Origin of the sequence: Mycobacterium sp. 5-140-3-2 (genome assembly GCF_035666375.1) — a bacterium.
GTDB lineage: Bacteria > Actinomycetota > Actinomycetes > Mycobacteriales > Mycobacteriaceae > Mycobacterium > Mycobacterium intracellulare.
This window is the reverse complement of record NZ_CP142025.1, coordinates 1,096,277-1,111,418: the sequence shown is the minus strand read 5'-3', so window position 1 is coordinate 1,111,418 and position 15,142 is coordinate 1,096,277. Positions and strand designations below refer to the sequence as shown.

15 protein-coding genes are annotated in these 15,142 nt (G+C 68.0%); 5 read left to right on the top strand and 10 right to left on the bottom strand.

Translation table 11 applies throughout. From position 1 onward, the window contains the following. Positions 1–7: 7 nt before the first annotated feature. Entirely contained in the window at positions 8–805 is a 798-nt protein-coding gene (locus tag P6281_RS05555) for a dienelactone hydrolase family protein (RefSeq protein ID WP_008254365.1), read from the bottom strand. A 12-nt stretch (positions 806–817) separates the two neighbouring features. Continuing rightward, positions 818–1,519, bottom strand: coding sequence for a DUF4245 domain-containing protein (locus P6281_RS05550; protein WP_008254364.1), 702 nt, complete (start codon positions 1,517–1,519; stop codon positions 818–820). A 55-nt stretch (positions 1,520–1,574) separates the two neighbouring features. Between P6281_RS05550 and glpX the strand changes: the two genes are divergently transcribed. From glpX to P6281_RS05535, 3 genes are read left to right on the top strand one after another with little or no spacing between them, the layout of a single operon-like run. Then, a complete protein-coding gene (glpX, locus tag P6281_RS05545; protein ID WP_026071430.1) occupies positions 1,575–2,654 on the top strand; it encodes a class II fructose-bisphosphatase in 1,080 nt (359 codons plus the stop codon). Between the two features lie 34 nt (positions 2,655–2,688). After that, a complete protein-coding gene (locus P6281_RS05540) occupies positions 2,689–4,095 on the top strand; it encodes a class II fumarate hydratase (RefSeq protein ID WP_008254358.1) in 1,407 nt (468 codons plus the stop codon). A 51-nt stretch (positions 4,096–4,146) separates the two neighbouring features. Next, positions 4,147–5,133 (top strand): hypothetical protein, encoded by a 987-nt coding sequence (locus P6281_RS05535; protein ID WP_324738640.1) that lies wholly within the window; start codon positions 4,147–4,149, stop codon positions 5,131–5,133. 13 nt (positions 5,134–5,146) lie between these two features. Here P6281_RS05535 and P6281_RS05530 read toward each other — a convergent pair whose 3' ends face one another. From P6281_RS05530 to glyA, 5 genes are all read right to left on the bottom strand, one after another. Beyond that, the gene (locus tag P6281_RS05530; RefSeq protein ID WP_324738639.1) at positions 5,147–6,601 is read right to left on the bottom strand and encodes an adenylate/guanylate cyclase domain-containing protein; all 1,455 of its coding nucleotides are present in this window, start codon (positions 6,599–6,601) and stop codon (positions 5,147–5,149) included. A 49-nt stretch (positions 6,602–6,650) separates the two neighbouring features. Then, positions 6,651–7,526 carry a polysaccharide deacetylase family protein gene (locus tag P6281_RS05525; protein ID WP_008254353.1) on the bottom strand — a complete coding sequence of 292 codons (876 nt, stop codon included), beginning with the start codon at positions 7,524–7,526 and terminating at the stop codon, positions 6,651–6,653. Between the two features lie 88 nt (positions 7,527–7,614). Continuing rightward, positions 7,615–8,916: a PhoH family protein gene (locus tag P6281_RS05520; protein WP_014941401.1), complete on the bottom strand. Its 1,302-nt coding sequence runs from the start codon at positions 8,914–8,916 to the stop codon at positions 7,615–7,617. Between the two features lie 244 nt (positions 8,917–9,160). Further along, positions 9,161–9,988 carry an acyl-ACP desaturase gene (locus P6281_RS05515; RefSeq protein ID WP_008254339.1) on the bottom strand — a complete coding sequence of 276 codons (828 nt, stop codon included), beginning with the start codon at positions 9,986–9,988 and terminating at the stop codon, positions 9,161–9,163. A 96-nt stretch (positions 9,989–10,084) separates the two neighbouring features. After that, entirely contained in the window at positions 10,085–11,365 is a 1,281-nt protein-coding gene (gene glyA / locus P6281_RS05510; RefSeq protein ID WP_043954550.1) for a serine hydroxymethyltransferase, read from the bottom strand. 115 nt (positions 11,366–11,480) lie between these two features. Between glyA and coaA the strand changes: the two genes are divergently transcribed. Beyond that, on the top strand, positions 11,481–12,419 hold the full coding sequence (gene coaA, locus P6281_RS05505) for a type I pantothenate kinase (protein ID WP_008254336.1): 939 nt from the start codon (positions 11,481–11,483) through the stop codon (positions 12,417–12,419). 6 nt (positions 12,420–12,425) lie between these two features. On the opposite strand, the gene P6281_RS05500 is transcribed toward coaA, so the two are convergent. Both P6281_RS05500 and P6281_RS05495 read right to left on the bottom strand, forming a co-directional pair. Then, complete coding sequence (locus P6281_RS05500; protein ID WP_008254335.1) at positions 12,426–12,851, bottom strand: hypothetical protein; 426 nt, start codon at positions 12,849–12,851, stop codon at positions 12,426–12,428. A gap of 148 nt (positions 12,852–12,999) precedes the next feature. Next, positions 13,000–13,788, bottom strand: a complete 789-nt coding sequence (locus tag P6281_RS05495; RefSeq protein ID WP_008254334.1) for a (2Z,6E)-farnesyl diphosphate synthase — start codon at positions 13,786–13,788, stop codon at positions 13,000–13,002. 182 nt (positions 13,789–13,970) lie between these two features. Between P6281_RS05495 and trhA the strand changes: the two genes are divergently transcribed. Continuing rightward, positions 13,971–14,744 carry a PAQR family membrane homeostasis protein TrhA gene (trhA, locus tag P6281_RS05490; protein ID WP_238963601.1) on the top strand — a complete coding sequence of 258 codons (774 nt, stop codon included), beginning with the start codon at positions 13,971–13,973 and terminating at the stop codon, positions 14,742–14,744. 8 nt (positions 14,745–14,752) lie between these two features. On the opposite strand, the gene P6281_RS05485 is transcribed toward trhA, so the two are convergent. Beyond that, positions 14,753–15,136, bottom strand: coding sequence for a nuclear transport factor 2 family protein (locus tag P6281_RS05485; RefSeq protein ID WP_008254332.1), 384 nt, complete (start codon positions 15,134–15,136; stop codon positions 14,753–14,755). Between the last annotated feature and the right edge of the window lie 6 nt (positions 15,137–15,142).

The window sequence follows — 15,142 nt, the reverse complement described above, 5'->3', positions numbered from 1 at the left end:
CGGACCGCTAGGTGAGCCGCTCGGTGAGGAATTGGACCACGCGTTTACGGGCCTCGTAGGCGGGGTGTCCGTCGATTTCACGGACCTCATCGGTCAGCACCGAATGCGCCGCCTTGCCGAAGCCGTGCTGGTTGGTCGGGCCCGAATCGATGTCGATCACCTCGAACGCGTCCCCGAGGCGCTCCTTGAGCGTCGCGAACCGCTCGCCCGGCGACAGTTTGTCCTCGCTGAATCGTAATCCCATGGCGCACAAGCCGTCGGTGGCGCAGCGGTCGGCCACGGTGGTCAGCTCGGACTCGCTCAGGCCGGGGTCGCGGCGCCGAGCGGCGCCGAGCGGGAACGGCACCGACGGCTGCGACAGTACCGGGGCCAGCACGCTGTCGTCGACCGCGGCGGCCAATGCGAATCCCCCGGTGAAACATTGGCCGATCACGCCGACGCCCTTGCCGGGAGTCGAAGCGTTGAGGTCGCGCGCCAGCGCGCGCAGGAACGCCGACACCGGCCGCTGCTTGTTCAGCGCCAACGCCGCGAATTCCCTTGCCACACAGGCTCGCCCGATGGCGCCGACGAGGTAACCGGCCGTCTTGGCACGGCCCGGCTCGCCGAACAGCGACGGGATGGCGACGGTGAAACCGTTGTCCACCAGGTGATTACCCAAGCCCAGCACGCCGGGATGTATTCCGGGCAGCTCAGGGATCAGCACCACACCGGGGCCGGCGCCCTTGCGGTAGACGTCGTGAGTGTAGCCGCCACCGCTGAACGGCGCCGCCGACCACCCGGACAGATCGGCCTCCGGTGCACCCATGCGAGTCCCCTTCTATCGGCTCGTCGGCAGCGGCGGCTGCGATTGCGTCGCCGAGGCCAGCGTACGAAACTGATCGCTGCTTCCGGCGCCGGTTATCGCGATCTGCGTCGCGCCGCCCGGGCCGCTTAGCCGGGTCGTCCACACGGCTTCGGCGTCCGCGCCGCTTTCGCCGGACCCCTGATAGACGACCCAGTTGGTCCCGCTGACGTCGACCGCCCCGGTGGGATACGCCGACGGATGGATCGAGTTGATCAGCTTGTCCTCGTCGGCGTTGCTCTGGGTCAGGCTCAGATACATGCCGCTCGGGCTGATGTATCCGACCACCGAGATGGGCGCGTTCACGCGTTGACCCGTCGCGGGGTCGGATCGCCCGTTGGGGATGCCGCCGCGGTGCCCGGAGTTGGCCTGCCAGCCGCCGGGCAACTGCGGTTGGCGGATGGGAAAGCCGAGCGTCGCCGCGTCCGCCCGCAGGGCCGCCGCGGCGTCATAGGACGGGATGGGGCCCCTGCGGCTGTCGAGCTGAAACGAACACATGCCCAGCAGCCCGGCCAGCACCACGCAGCCAATGACCAGCGGAATCAGGGACCAGAACATGTCCCGGCCGTCCTGCAGCAGCCGAGGCTTCGCCGGCCTGGGCGCGGGCCCGGCGGCCGGGGCCGGCTCGTCGGCCACAGAGCCGTCCGAGCTGGCATTCAGCGGCGGCTTCTCGGTCATCCCCCGAGTATCCCAGTTCCAGCGGACCGATCCGCTTCTGGGACAATCAGCAACCATGACAGTTGAGGGCGACCGCTCGTCCACCGCCAATGGCCGAGCTCCAGCGCAAGCGCGGCCGCGCGGTGAGGCTCCAGACCGCAACCTGGCCTTGGAACTGGTCCGGGTCACCGAGGCCGGCGCCATGGCGGCCGGACGCTGGGTAGGCCGCGGCGACAAAGAGGGCGGTGACGGCGCGGCCGTCGACGCGATGCGCGAGCTGGTCAACTCGGTGTCGATGCGCGGCGTGGTCGTGATCGGCGAGGGTGAGAAGGACCACGCGCCGATGCTCTACAACGGCGAAGAGGTCGGCAACGGGGACGGCGCGGAGTGCGACTTCGCCGTCGATCCGATCGACGGCACCACACTGATGAGTAAGGGCATGCCCAACGCCATCTCCGTGCTGGCGGTGGCCGACCGCGGCGCGATGTTCGACCCGTCGGCGGTCTTCTACATGAACAAGATCGCCGTCGGCCCCGAGGCGGCGCACGTGCTCGACATCACCGCGCCGATCGCCGAGAACATCAAGGCCGTCGCGAAGGTGAAGGCGTTGTCGGTGCGCGACATGACCGTATGCATTCTCGACCGGCCGCGGCACGCCCAGCTGATCGAGGACGTCCGGGCCACCGGGGCCCGCATCCGGCTGATCACCGACGGCGACGTCGCGGGCGCGATCTCGGCCTGCCGGCCGCACTCGGGCACCGACATGCTGGCCGGGATCGGCGGTACGCCGGAAGGCATCATCGCGGCCGCCGCGATCCGGTGCATGGGTGGCGCCATCCAGGCGCAGCTGGCCCCCACCGACGACGAGGAACGCCAAAAGGCCATCGACGCCGGCTATGACCTCGATCAGATCTTGACCACCGAGGACCTCGTGTCCGGCGAGAACGTCTTCTTCTGCGCCACCGGGGTCACCAACGGCGACCTGCTCAAGGGCGTGCAGTACTACCCCGGCGGCTGCACCACCCAGTCGATCGTCATGCGGTCGAAATCGGGCACCGTCCGCATGATCGAGGCCTACCACCGGCTTTCGAAGCTCAACGAATACTCCGCCATCGACTTCACCGGCGACAGTTCTGCCGCCTATCCCCTGCCCTGACCGCCAGATCGAAGAACGAGGAAGCCAGCACTCTATGGCCACGGATGACACCGAGTACCGCATCGAGCACGACACCATGGGCGAGGTCCGCGTCCCCGCAAAAGCGTTGTGGCGCGCGCAAACCCAGCGCGCGGTCGAGAACTTTCCGATCTCGGGCCGCGGGCTGGAGCGCACCCAGATCCGCGCCCTGGGCCTGCTGAAGGGCGCGTGCGCGCAGGTCAACAAGGACCTCGGGCTGCTGGCCCCGGAGAAGGCCGACGCGATCATCGCCGCGGCCGCCGAAATCGCCGACGGCCGCCACGACGACCAGTTTCCGATCGACGTCTTCCAGACCGGTTCGGGCACCAGCTCCAACATGAACACCAACGAGGTGATCGCCAGCATCGCCGCGGCCAACGGCGTCACGGTGCACCCGAACGACGACGTCAACATGTCGCAGTCGTCGAATGACACCTTCCCCACCGCGACCCACATCGCGGCCACCGAAGCCGCCGTGCGCCACCTCATCCCGGCGCTCGAGGTGCTGCATGACGCGCTGGCGAGCAAGGCCCGCGAATGGCACACTGTGGTCAAGTCGGGCCGCACCCACCTGATGGACGCCGTGCCCGTGACGCTCGGCCAGGAATTCAGCGGGTACGCCCGCCAGATCGAGGCCGGCATCGAGCGGGTGCGCGCCACGCTGCCGCGGCTCGGTGAGTTGGCGATCGGCGGCACCGCGGTGGGCACCGGCCTCAACGCTCCCGACGGCTTCGGCGCCAAGGTCGTCGAAACGTTGGTTGCCTCCACCGGCCTGAGCGAATTGCGCACGGCGGCAAACTCCTTCGAGGCCCAGGCCGCGCGCGACGGCCTCGTCGAGGCGTCCGGTGCGCTGCGCACCATCGCCGTGTCGCTGACCAAGATCGCCAACGACGTCCGCTGGATGGGCTCGGGCCCGCTGACCGGCCTGGCCGAGATTCAGCTGCCCGACCTGCAACCGGGTAGCTCGATCATGCCCGGCAAGGTGAATCCCGTTCTCCCCGAAGCAGTTACGCAGGTGGCCGCGCAGGTGATCGGCAACGACGCCGCGGTCGCGTGGGGCGGCGGCAACGGTGCGTTCGAGCTCAACGTGTACATCCCGATGATGGCCCGCAACATCCTCGAGTCGTTCAAGCTGCTGACCAACGTCTCGAAGCTGTTCGCGGAGCGCTGCATCACCGGCCTGGCGGCCAACGTCGAGCACCTGCGCGAGCTCGCCGAGTCGTCGCCGTCCATCGTGACGCCGCTGAACTCGGCGATCGGATACGAGGAGGCCGCCGCGGTCGCCAAGCAGGCCCTCAAGGAGCGCAAGACGATTCGCCAGACCGTGATCGACCGCGGCCTGATCGGCGACAAGCTGTCGATCGAGGAGCTCGACCGCCGGCTCGACGTGCTGGCCATGGCGAAGGTCAAGCCGGAAGACTAGGCCCGACCGTCACGCGGCGACGGTGTCGATGAGTGTAAGGGTGGTTTTTCCATGACGGCTCCTCCCGGCGGCGGCCCCTACGGCCCTGGGCCTTACGGAAGCAATCCCTATGGGCAGGAACCGAATTGGGGTGGCCAGCCGCCGGCCGGCGGCGCTTACCCGCAGGGTCCTTACCCGCAGGGGGGTCCGTACGGCTACCCGCCGGGCGGTCAGTACCCGTATCCGCCGCCGGGTGGTCCCGCCGTCAATCCGTACCAGGCACCGCAGTATCCCCCGCCGGGACAACCATTTCCGCCCGGCGGGCCCTACCCGCCCGGCCCTCCCCCAGGCGGCTCGAAGCTGCCCTGGCTGATCGTCGCCGGCCTGGTCGCGCTGGCCGTGATCGCGCTGGTGGCCACCCTCGTGGTGATGAAGGGCGGCCACGGCAACAAGCGATCGAGCGCCGCGCCGCCGTCGACGAGCACGTCGGTCTCGCAACCGAAGAATTCGGCACAGAACGCCACGGATTGCACCCCGAACGTGTCCGGCGGTGAGATGCCCCGGGGCGACTCGATCACCGCCGGAAAGCTGTCGTTCCCGGCCAGTGCGGCGCCGTCCGGGTGGACGGTGTTCTCCGATGACCAGGGCCCCAACCTGATCGGCGGACTCGGCGTCGCCCAGGACGTGCCCGGGGCCAATCAGTGGATGATGACGGCCGAGGTCGGCGTCACCAATTTCGTTGCCAGCATGGACCTCACGGCGCAAGCCACCAAACTGATGCAGTGCGTGGTCAACGGGCCCGGCTATGCCAACGCGACACCCACGCTGGGACCGGTCAAGACGTCGTCGATCACCGTGGACGGGACCAAGGCGGTGCGGGCCGACGCCGACGTCACGATCGCCGATCCCACCCGCAACGTCAAGGGCGACTCGGTCAGCATCATCGCGGTCGACACCAAGCCGGTCACCGTGTTCATCGGCAGCACACCCGTCGGTGACACCGCGTCGGCGGACCTCGTCGGCAAGATCATCGCCGCGCTGAAGGTCGCGAAATCCTGACGCGGCCCTGGTCCTAGGTGGTCGGCGCCGAGACGTGGGTCGTCTCGGATCGCCCACGCAATACGGTGGAATAGCATTCGGCCCAGTGCCCGCGTTCGGCCTCACCGGCCGCATCGATGGCGGCCGCCGAACACAGGATTCGCCGATCGGACGTCTTGGCGAGGTCGGCCAGCCGCGCGGCCTCGTTGACGGCGTCGCCGATCACGGTGTATTCGTACCGGTTCTCGGCGCCGACGTTGCCGGCGAACACGCGCCCCGCGGAGACGCCGACGCCGAAATCGACTGGCAGCCGGCGCAGTTGAGTGGCCAGCGCCCGGGCCGTCGCCAGCGCTGCGGACGCCGGCTCGCTGGTCGGCAATGGCACCCCGAAGACGGCCAGCGCGGCGTCTCCGGCGAATTTGTTGATCAATCCGTGGTGGTCGTCGACGGCGTTGACGACGATCCGGAAGAAGTCGTTGAGCACCTCGGCGACTTCTTGCGGCGGGCGGCTTTCCGCGAGCTGCGTGGAACCCACCAGGTCGATGAAGAGCACCGCCGCTTCGACCACGTCGCCGGACAGGGAGGCTCCCTCTTCGACGGCGCGCTGCGCGACGTCGGCGCCGACGTGGCGGCCGAACAGGTCACGCAGCCGGTCGCGCTCGGCGAGCCCGGCCACCATACGGTTGAAACCCGTTTGCAGCCGCCCGATCTGGGAACGTTCGTAGGCGCCGACGTAGGTTTCCATGCGGCCATGTTCAACCTCCGCCATGGCGTCGACGACCTCCCCGATCGGGTCCGAGATGGACCGCGAGGTCAGGATCATCGTCGGCAGTCCCAACACCAGCGCCGCCAACGACACCACCAGGATCGGCACGTCCAACGATGCCGACTTCTCGATCAGCCACCCGTAGGAGCGCAGAACGACCAGGGACGCGATGACCGCGATGGGAAACGCGCTGCAGAGGAACCACAGCAGAACCAGTCGCGCGTACACGCTCGGCACGGCCAGCCGTGGCTCGGCGCCCAGTGTGGCGGCACGCATGATGGGGCGCAGGGTGCGTTGCGCGAGCAGCATCCCCGTGCCGGCGGCGGCCGACCCGCCGAGCAGCACGCCGAGCACGATGGGTAGCAGAAGCCGGGCCCCGCCACCAAGATTCAGCAGGATGAAGGTCCCGCCGCTCAGCGCCCAGGCCGTCACCAGGATCGCCGACTGGCGCCCGGCGAGCTTCATCACGGCCTCGCGTTGCTGTGGTGTCGGTTCGTCGCCCGGCACGAACCAGCGCAGTGTGGGCGCCAGGCTCAAGGCGCCGGCCACCGAGACGCCGATGATGCCCAGCACGACGAGCAGCGCCACCGGCCCCGTGCTGTGCCGCGCGAAGTCGGCGTTGGCCCCGACGGACGTGTGGCCGCGCAACGGGATCAAGATGGCGGCCGCTTCGACGACCGCCAGCACATACGACAGACTCAAGTCGAGGCCGTAGTGAAACATCCACCGTCGAGCGGACTTTCGTCCTTTCGTCGCGGGCCCGCTCGTCGCGCTAGGCACCGTTGTTCGGCCCGCCGGAATTCTGCCCGGGGATATCGGTGATCGGGAAGTTGGGCATCGGCTTGGGTGAGGGCGTGTTGGGCAGCGTGGGGATGTCGCTGGCGGGAATGTCGCGCAGACCGTTGACGGGTGGCCCGTTCTCCCGGCCGCCATAACTGCTGCCGGGCGCGCGTGGTCCCAGCAGTTCGCTGACCGTCACCATCCGGTAGCCGTTGGCCTTGAGCACCGGGATGAACTGATAGACCAGATCGACGGTGCTCGAGTAGGTGTTATGGAACAGCACCACCGAGCCCGGTTTGATGTAGGTCATCAGCATCGATCGCGTCGCAGCCGTGTTCGAGTCGTTGGCCCAATCGAAAGGGATGACGTCCCACAGGATTTCGGCCAGCCCGAATTGCCCGGCGGTCTGGCGCACCACCGGGTCGGACAAGCCGCCCGCGGGCCGGTACAACGTCGGCGTGTGGCCGGTCGCGGCGGTGATCGCGTCATTCGCCTTGGAGAACTGCGCGGCGATGTCCTCCCGCGGGATGGTGGTCATGTTGGGGTGTTCCCAGGTGTGGCTGCCGATTTCCATCCCCGCGTCGGCGATGCGTTTGGCCCCCGCCGGGTTGGCGGCCACCTTGTTGCCGATCAGAAAGAAGGTGGCCTTCGCGTCGTTGCCCTTGAGGATCTGCAGCAGCCGCTCGTCGAAGGGGCCGGGGCCGTCATCGAAGGTCAACGCGACGCATTTGACGACCGAGCAGGACAGGTCGTCGGCGCGCGTCACGTGACCGGTCAGCCCGCCGATCACCAGCACCGCGACGGCGGCGACGACACCGGCCAGCGTGCGCCCGTAGCGCCAGGCCAAGGTGTCGGGTCGTTTCGCCACGGTAAAAGCGTACTCACCGCGAGACTGCAACCAGCGACACATATCGCGAGTGGAGCTGTCGTGGAATACAGCTTCGCGGCGAAACCGCTCAGTGCGGCCCGGCGATCTCCTCGAGCATCTCGGTGACCAGCGCGGCGATCGGCGAGCGCTCGCTGCGCAACAGGGTGATGTGGGCGAACAGCGGGTGGCCCTTGAGCTTCTCGATCACCGCCGCGACCCCGTCGTGGCGGCCCACCCGCAGGTTGTCGCGCTGGGCGATGTCGTGGGTCAGGACCACCCGCGACCCGGTGCCCAGCCTGGACAGCACGGTCAGCAACACGTTGCGCTCCAGCGACTGCGCCTCGTCGACGATGACGAACGAGTCGTGCAGCGAACGTCCCCGGATGTGGGTCAGCGGCAGCACTTCGAGCATGCCGCGGGACAGCACTTCCTCGAGCACCGCCGGGCTGGCCAGCCCCTCGAGGGTGTCGAACACGGCCTGCGCCCACGGGCCCATCTTTTCGCTCTCGCTGCCGGGCAGGTATCCCAGCTCCTGGCCGCCGACGGCGTACAGCGGGCGGAAGACCACCACCTTGCGCTGGGTCCGCCGCTCCAGCACGGCCTCCAGCCCGGCGCACAGCGCCAGCGCCGACTTGCCGGTGCCGGCCTTGCCGCCCAGCGACACGATGCCGACCGACTCGTCGAGCAGCAAGTCCAGCGCGACCCGCTGTTCGGCGGACCGCCCACGCAATCCGAACACCTCGCGATCACCGCGGACCAGCTGAACGCGCTTGTCCGCGTTGACCCTGCCCAACGCGTGAGAGCTGCCACCGAGCAGCCGAATGCCGGTGTGGCAGGGCAGGTCTCGGGCTTCCGCCAGATCGATCTCGCCGTCGCTGAACAGGGCGTCGATATCCTCGGTGGCGGTTTCGATCTCGCGCATGCCCGACCAGCCGGAGGCCACGACGTCTTGGGCGTGGTATTCGTCGGCGGCCAGCCCCACCGCGGCGGCCTTGACCCGAAGCGGAATGTCCTTGCTGACCAACGTGACTCGTTTGCCTTCGGCGGCCAGGTTGGCGGCGCAACTCAGGATCCGGCAGTCGTTGTTGTCGTTGCGGAAGCCGGCGGGCAGCACCGCCGGGTCGGTGTGGTTGAGTTCGACGTGGAGCGTACCGCCTTGTATCCCAACGGGAATGGGTTGATCCAGGCGCCCGTGCACAAGCCGAAGATCGTCGAACAGGCGCAACGCCTGGCGGGCGAACCATCCCAGCTCGTGGTGGTGGCGTTTGGCCTCCAGCTCGCTGATCACCACCAACGGAACAACCACCTCGTGTTCGGCGAACCGGCTGCACGCCCACGGGTCGGACAGCAGCACGGAAGTGTCGATCACGTAGGTCCGGATATCGGTCACGTAGCGCTCCTCGAGCGGGATGAGCCCGCGCGGACCCGCACAGGCATGTCGACGGGAACCGCAGCACCAGGACCGGGGCCGGTCCTTCCGTTGTGGTGACGGGAGGTGCCGCCCTGGCAGCAGAGCATGACGCTGACCATCGGGAACGACGCTACTCCCGTGGTCGCGTGCCCGCTGTGCAGGCGCGCCGACATGACGAGCCGCGACGACGCCCCAAAGGGATCGGCGGGGAGGGGGCCGCGGCTCAGCCGACGATGAATTGCCGCAGCGCGGGCTCGTCCGCGAGCCCCCATGCGGCGATGCGGTCGGAGATCGCCTGACGCAGCTGCTCCGGACCGAAAATGCCTGCCTTTTCGACGTTCTGCACCTTGTCGCGGTACGCGTCGATGTCGGCGCCGGGCACATCCAGGTCGGCCGCACGGGCGGCGATCGCCGCGATCGTCTCGTCGCGGGTGTATCCCAGGCAGTGCTCGACGAGGTTGGAGAAGAACAGTTCGTGCCGCCGCTCGTCGCGGGCGATCCGGTCGATCAGGCCGGCCAGGATGGGCTCCTCGAGCTTGGCGGCCAGGTTCTCGCAGAACACGGCGTGGGTGCGTTCGACGAACGCCATGTGCACCAGGGTCTCCACCTGCGAGTAGGTGTCGGCGCGGTAGCCCTTCATGACGTACTGGACGCGGGCCTCTTCGTTGGCGGTCGGGTCGACCTCGCGGGTCACCACCAGGTACTCGCGCAACGCGATGGCGTGCAGGTGTTCCTCGGCGGTCCACCGGCCCAGCCAGCGGCCCCAGTAGTCCTCGAGGATGAAGTGCTCGACCAGCTCGCGGTGGTGCGCGGCCAGGTTGTCCTTGAGCAGCAGCATGATCTCGCAGGCGTCGGTCAGCGGTCTCGGCAACGTCATTGACGACGGGTCCCAGTCGCGCCCACCGAGGAATGCGAAGTTCTCGCCCCGATCGAACGGCACGTAATCGTGGGCGAACCAGAGCTCTTCGGTGGACAGGTGGCGGTCGACGTTCGCTTCGACGACCGGCTCGAGTTCCAGGGTCAGCGCGTTAGCGACGGGTCTTTCGGCCATGAGATAACTGTAACCCGCGTACACAGGTTCATGAAATCGGCGGGGTCGTGTCGGAGCAAGTGGTGACGTTGGTCCTCGAACCCGACCAGACGGGCGTCAGCGGCCGACCAGCGCCCAGTCTTCCAGGCCGTCGTACAGCGGGAACTCCTGCGCCAGCCGTGTCACGCGCTGGCGCAGCCCCGCCACGTCGGCCGAGCTGCCCGCGGCCAGGGCGGTGGCGATGACGTCGGCGACCTCGCTGAACTCGGCGTCGCCGAAGCCGCGGGTGGCCAGGGCGGGCGTGCCGATCCGCAGCCCCGACGTGACCATCGGCGGCCGCGGGTCGTTGGGGACGGCGTTGCGGTTGACGGTGATGCCGACCTCGTGCAGCAGGTCCTCGGCGGCTTGGCCGTCGAGCGGGGAGTTGCGCAGATCCACCAGCACCAGGTGCACGTCGGTGCCGCCGCTGACCACCGATACGCCGGCCTTGGCGACGTCGGCGGCCAACAGCCGGTCGGCGAGGATGCGCGCGCCCGACAGGGTGCGCTGCTGCCGCTCGACGAATTCGGGGGTGCTCGCGATCTTCAGCGCGACGGCCTTGCCCGCGATGACGTGCATGAGCGGTCCGCCCTGCTGGCCGGGGAACACCGCCGAGTTGATCGCCTTGGCGTACTCCTGCTTGCCGAGGATCATGCCCGAGCGGCCGCCGCCGAGCGTCTTGTGAATGGTCGTCGACACGATGTCGGCGTGCGGCACCGGCGAGGGGTGCAGGCCGGCCGCGACCAAGCCCGCGAAGTGCGCCATGTCCACCCAGAGCTGGGCGTCCACCTCGTCGGCGATCGAGGCGAACGCCGCGAAGTCGAGGATCCGCGGGTAGGCCGACCAACCGGCGATGATGACCTTGGGGCGAAATTCCAGCGCCTTGGCGCGCACCGCGTCCATGTCGACGAGATGCGTCGTCGGGTCGACACCGTAGAAACCGTTCTCGTAGAGCTTGCCGGAGAAGTTCAGCTTCATGCCGTGCGTCAGGTGGCCGCCGTTGGCCAGGTCCAGACCCAGCAGCCGCTCCCCCGGCGTCATCAGCGCGTGCAGGACGGCGGCGTTGGCCTGGGCGCCCGAATGCGGCTGCACATTGGCGAAGTCGGCGCCGAAGAGGGCCTTGGCCCGGTCGCGGGCGATGTTCTCCACGACGTCGACGTACTCGCAGCCGCCGTAGTAGCGGCGCCCCGGCAAGCCCTCGGCGTACTTGTTGGTCAGCACGCTGCCCTGGGCCTGCAGCACCGCGCGCGGGACGAAGTTCTCCGACGCGATCATCTCCAGCATGTCGCGCTGGCGGCCCAGCTCCTGGCCCAGCAGCCCGGCGATGTCGGGATCGACCTCGGCGAGCGGGGCGGACATCACGGAGGTCGTGGCGCGGGCGTCAGGTGCAGCAGTCACGGCGCCAGTCTATCCAGCGCCGACTTTTCGCCAGCCCAGCCGTCGGGCTTTTCGGCGCTCCTGCAACACTTGCACTATGCCGCGGCTTAGCGAGCCGAGCCCTTATGTGGAGTTCGACCGAAAGCAATGGCGTGCGCTTCGTATGTCGACGCCGCTGGCCCTCACCGAGGAGGAACTGGTCGGCCTGCGCGGTCTGGGTGAACAGATCGACTTGCTCGAAGTCGAAGAGGTTTACCTGCCGCTGGCCCGGCTGATTCACCTGCAGGTCGCGGCGCGCCAGCGGTTGTTCGCCGCCACCGCCGAGTTCCTGGGTGAACCTCAGCAAAACCCGGACCGGCCGGTGCCGTTCATCATCGGGGTCGCCGGCAGCGTGGCGGTCGGCAAGTCGACGACCGCCCGTGTGCTGCAGGCGCTCTTGGCGCGCTGGGACCATCATCCCCGGGTGGACCTGGTGACCACCGACGGATTCCTGTACCCCAATGCCGAGCTGGACCGGCGAAACCTGATGCATCGCAAGGGGTTTCCGGAAAGCTACAACCGTCGGGCGCTGATGCGGTTCGTTACGTCGGTCAAGTCGGGCTCGGACTACGCGTGCGCGCCGGTGTATTCGCATTTGAAATACGATGTGATCCCCGGGGCCAAGCACGTGGTGCGGCATCCCGACATCCTGATCCTCGAGGGCCTCAACGTTTTGCAGACCGGTCCGACCCTGATGGTGTCGGACCTGTTCGACTTCGGCGTCTATGTGGACGCGCGGATCGAGGACATCGAGCAGTGGTACATCTCGCGGTTTTTGGCCATGCGCAGCACGGCCTTCGCCGATCCCGAGTCGCACTTCCACCACTACGCGGCGCTCAACGACACCAAGGCCGTCGCCGCCGCCCGCGAGATCTGGCGCTCCATCAACCGGCCCAACCTGGTCGAGAACATCCTGCCCACCCGGCCGCGCGCCACGCTGGTGCTGCGCAAGGACGCCGACCACTCGATCAATCGGCTGCGGCTGCGCAAGCTCTAGGCGCCACTATGCCGTCTCGAGGCGCCGCACTCCCAGGTATTGGAGCGCGGCGAACGCGGCCGCGTAGGCGCCGCTGGCCAGCGTCAGCGCGGCCCCGGTGACGGTCAGCGGCAATGCTTCGGTTGCCACGATCGAGGACAGCGTGAAAAAGATGTTGGCCACGATCACGCCGATGCCGACACCGCGCACGTCCGGCATCGCCCCGAGGCTGAACACCACGAGGCCGTAGATCACGAAGAAGGCCCCCATGGCGTAATTCTCGAAGGACGTCAGGCCGGTCAGCGACGAGAGCGGGTCGGCGAGGAAGGCGATGACCAAGCCGAAGAGTCCCGTCAGGGTGGCGTCGGCGCGCACGGCGAAGCGCAACAGCGAGTCGGTCGCGTCGTAGAGCGGCCGCGTGGTGAGGCCGGATACACCAGAAACAAGCAACATGTGATTACTCCTCGCGATGGCGGTGTTGGCTATTGCCACGGATACAACGACGAGGTGGTTCACCCGGCTATTCCCGTTATTTTGTAAATATTTGACACGCGCCAGTCGGGCGGGATCAGCCGCCCCACGAGTCACAGGCGCAGCGGATTTACTTCCCGTAGCGGCGATGGCGCTGGCTGTAGTCGCGCAGCGCGCGCAGGAAGTCGACGCGGCGGAAGGCGGGCCAGTGCGCCTCGGTGAACCACATCTCCGAGTACGCGCTTTGCCACAGCAGGAAGCCGGAGAGCCGTTGCTCGCCCGAGGTGCGGATCACCAGGTCGGGATCGGGCTGACCGGAGGTGTAGAGATTTTCCGAGATCGCATCGACGGTGACGGTGTCGATCAGCTCTTCGGCGGTCGCGCCGTTGGCGAGTTCCTTGCTCAGCAGCGAACGCACCGCGTCGACGATCTCGCGGCGACCGCCGTAGCCGACGGCGACGTTGACGTGGAAGGGCGCCACGACCGGGGTGGACTCCACCGCCCCGCGCAGCCGGCGGGCCGGTTGCTCGCCGAGCAGCTCGAGGTCGCCGACGGTGCGCACGCTCCAGCGGTTGGCCGGCGCGCAGATCTCCTCGACGACGTCGGTGATGATCTCGATGAGCCCGGCCAGCTCGTCGGGATCGCGCTGCAGGTTCTCCGTGGAAAGCAGGTACACGGTGGTCATCTCGATGCCGGCTTCCTGACACCAGCGCAGCATCTCCGCGATCTTGGCCGCGCCCATCCGGTAGCCGTAGCTCACGTCGTCGTATCCCGCGTCGCGCGCCCACCGGCGGTTCCCGTCGCACAGCACCGCGATGTGGCGGGGCAGTTCCGACTTGGAAGCGGTCAGGCCCTGCCGCAGCCGCATCTCGTAGATCCGATACAGCGGCTCTTTGAGTCGCCGCGGGATGATTTCCACGAACACACACCCTACTGCCAGGCGCAATGGATTCCGGCTACCGATTTCGGCCGGTCATCCGAGCAGCCGGGCGAGAAGTCGACACTGCGCCGTAACCATCTCTGGCTACTCTGGCTCTTACACCCCGCCCATGGCACCGTGGCCACCGGCGTCCCCCGTTGTAGAGACATTCCACAGGAGACATGAGCAGCCAGACCAGCACCGTCCCGCATCCTGAGCGCGAACCCGAGCCGATCGCCCCGGGCAACACCGTCGAGCGACTCGCCGAAGGGGCCGCCAATGTTTTGGGCAGACCCCGGATGCGCGGCTGGATCCACTTCTACTCGGCGTGGCTGGCGATCATCGCCGGCGCCACGCTGGTGTCGGTGTCGTGGGCGGCGTCCTCGCCCCGCGCCGGGCATTCGACGCTGATCTACGCCGCGTGCACGGTGGCGTTGTTCGCGGTCAGCGCGACCTATCACCGGGTGCACTGGAAGTCGGACCTGGCCCGGATTCGCATGAAGCGGCTCGATCATTCGATGATCTTCATCTTCATCGCCGGCAGCTACACGCCGTTCGCGCGGCTGGTCATGCCGCAGGACACCGGCGTGGTGGTGCTGTGCATCGTGTGGGGCGGCGCGCTCGCGGGCATCGCGCTGAAGGTGTGCTGGCCGACGGCGCCGCGCTGGCTGGGCGTACCGCTCTATCTGCTGTTGGGCTGGGTAGCGATCTGGTACGCGCCGACGATCCTGCACCAGGCCGGGGTGGCCGCGATGGTGCTGCTGGCCGTCGGCGGTGTGTTCTACAGCGTCGGTGGCATTTTCTACGGTCTACGCTGGCCCGACCTGTGGCCGCGGACGTTCGGCTATCACGAGTTCTTCCACGCCTTCACCGCGATCGCGGCGATCCTGCATTACATCGCCATGTGGTTCGCCGTGTTCTACACGGAAGAACACGCGTGGCTGCTGGGAGCCTGATGGCCCGGCTAACCCTGGTCGACGTCGTCGTCGGGTGACCAGTACGCCTTCATCGCCGCGATCTTCCCGCTGCCGTCGAAGACCATGACATCGATCGGCTCGATCACCATCCGGTGCTCGCCGGCGGTCACGGTCAGCCGGAACTGGAAGGCCGCCTCGTTGCCGGCCACGCGCAGCGTCTTCAGTTCGCATTCGCGCTGCAGGTTGTCGACCGCGGAGTAGAAGCCGTGGATCGCTTGGCGCCCGATGTGCACCTCGCCGCCGACGGGGTCCTCGACCGTGGCGTCGTCGGCGTACAGCTCGACCAAGTCGTCGGCGCTGCCCTTGGCGACCAGCTCGATGTAGCGGTGGACCGTGCTTCTGATCGCTTCGGTCTTGGCGGCATTCGGCATGGGAGG

Excerpts from the sequence above, each read along its gene's own strand:
- P6281_RS05500 (WP_008254335.1), bottom strand. The coding sequence starts at position 12,851 with ATGTTGCTTGTTTCTGGTGTATCCGGCCTCACCACGCGGCCGCTCTAC.
- P6281_RS05555 (WP_008254365.1), bottom strand. The coding sequence starts at position 805 with ATGGGTGCACCGGAGGCCGATCTGTCCGGGTGGTCGGCGGCGCCGTTC.
- glyA (WP_043954550.1), bottom strand. The coding sequence starts at position 11,365 with ATGTCCGCCCCGCTCGCCGAGGTCGATCCCGACATCGCCGGGCTGCTG.
- P6281_RS05530 (WP_324738639.1), bottom strand. The coding sequence starts at position 6,601 with ATGTTTCACTACGGCCTCGACTTGAGTCTGTCGTATGTGCTGGCGGTC.
- P6281_RS05550 (WP_008254364.1), bottom strand. The coding sequence starts at position 1,519 with ATGACCGAGAAGCCGCCGCTGAATGCCAGCTCGGACGGCTCTGTGGCC.
- coaA (WP_008254336.1), top strand. The coding sequence starts at position 11,481 with ATGCCGCGGCTTAGCGAGCCGAGCCCTTATGTGGAGTTCGACCGAAAG.
- P6281_RS05540 (WP_008254358.1), top strand. The coding sequence starts at position 2,689 with ATGGCCACGGATGACACCGAGTACCGCATCGAGCACGACACCATGGGC.
- trhA (WP_238963601.1), top strand. The coding sequence starts at position 13,971 with ATGAGCAGCCAGACCAGCACCGTCCCGCATCCTGAGCGCGAACCCGAG.
- glpX (WP_026071430.1), top strand. The coding sequence starts at position 1,575 with ATGACAGTTGAGGGCGACCGCTCGTCCACCGCCAATGGCCGAGCTCCA.
- P6281_RS05485 (WP_008254332.1), bottom strand. The coding sequence starts at position 15,136 with ATGCCGAATGCCGCCAAGACCGAAGCGATCAGAAGCACGGTCCACCGC.
- P6281_RS05535 (WP_324738640.1), top strand. The coding sequence starts at position 4,147 with ATGACGGCTCCTCCCGGCGGCGGCCCCTACGGCCCTGGGCCTTACGGA.
- P6281_RS05515 (WP_008254339.1), bottom strand. The coding sequence starts at position 9,988 with ATGGCCGAAAGACCCGTCGCTAACGCGCTGACCCTGGAACTCGAGCCG.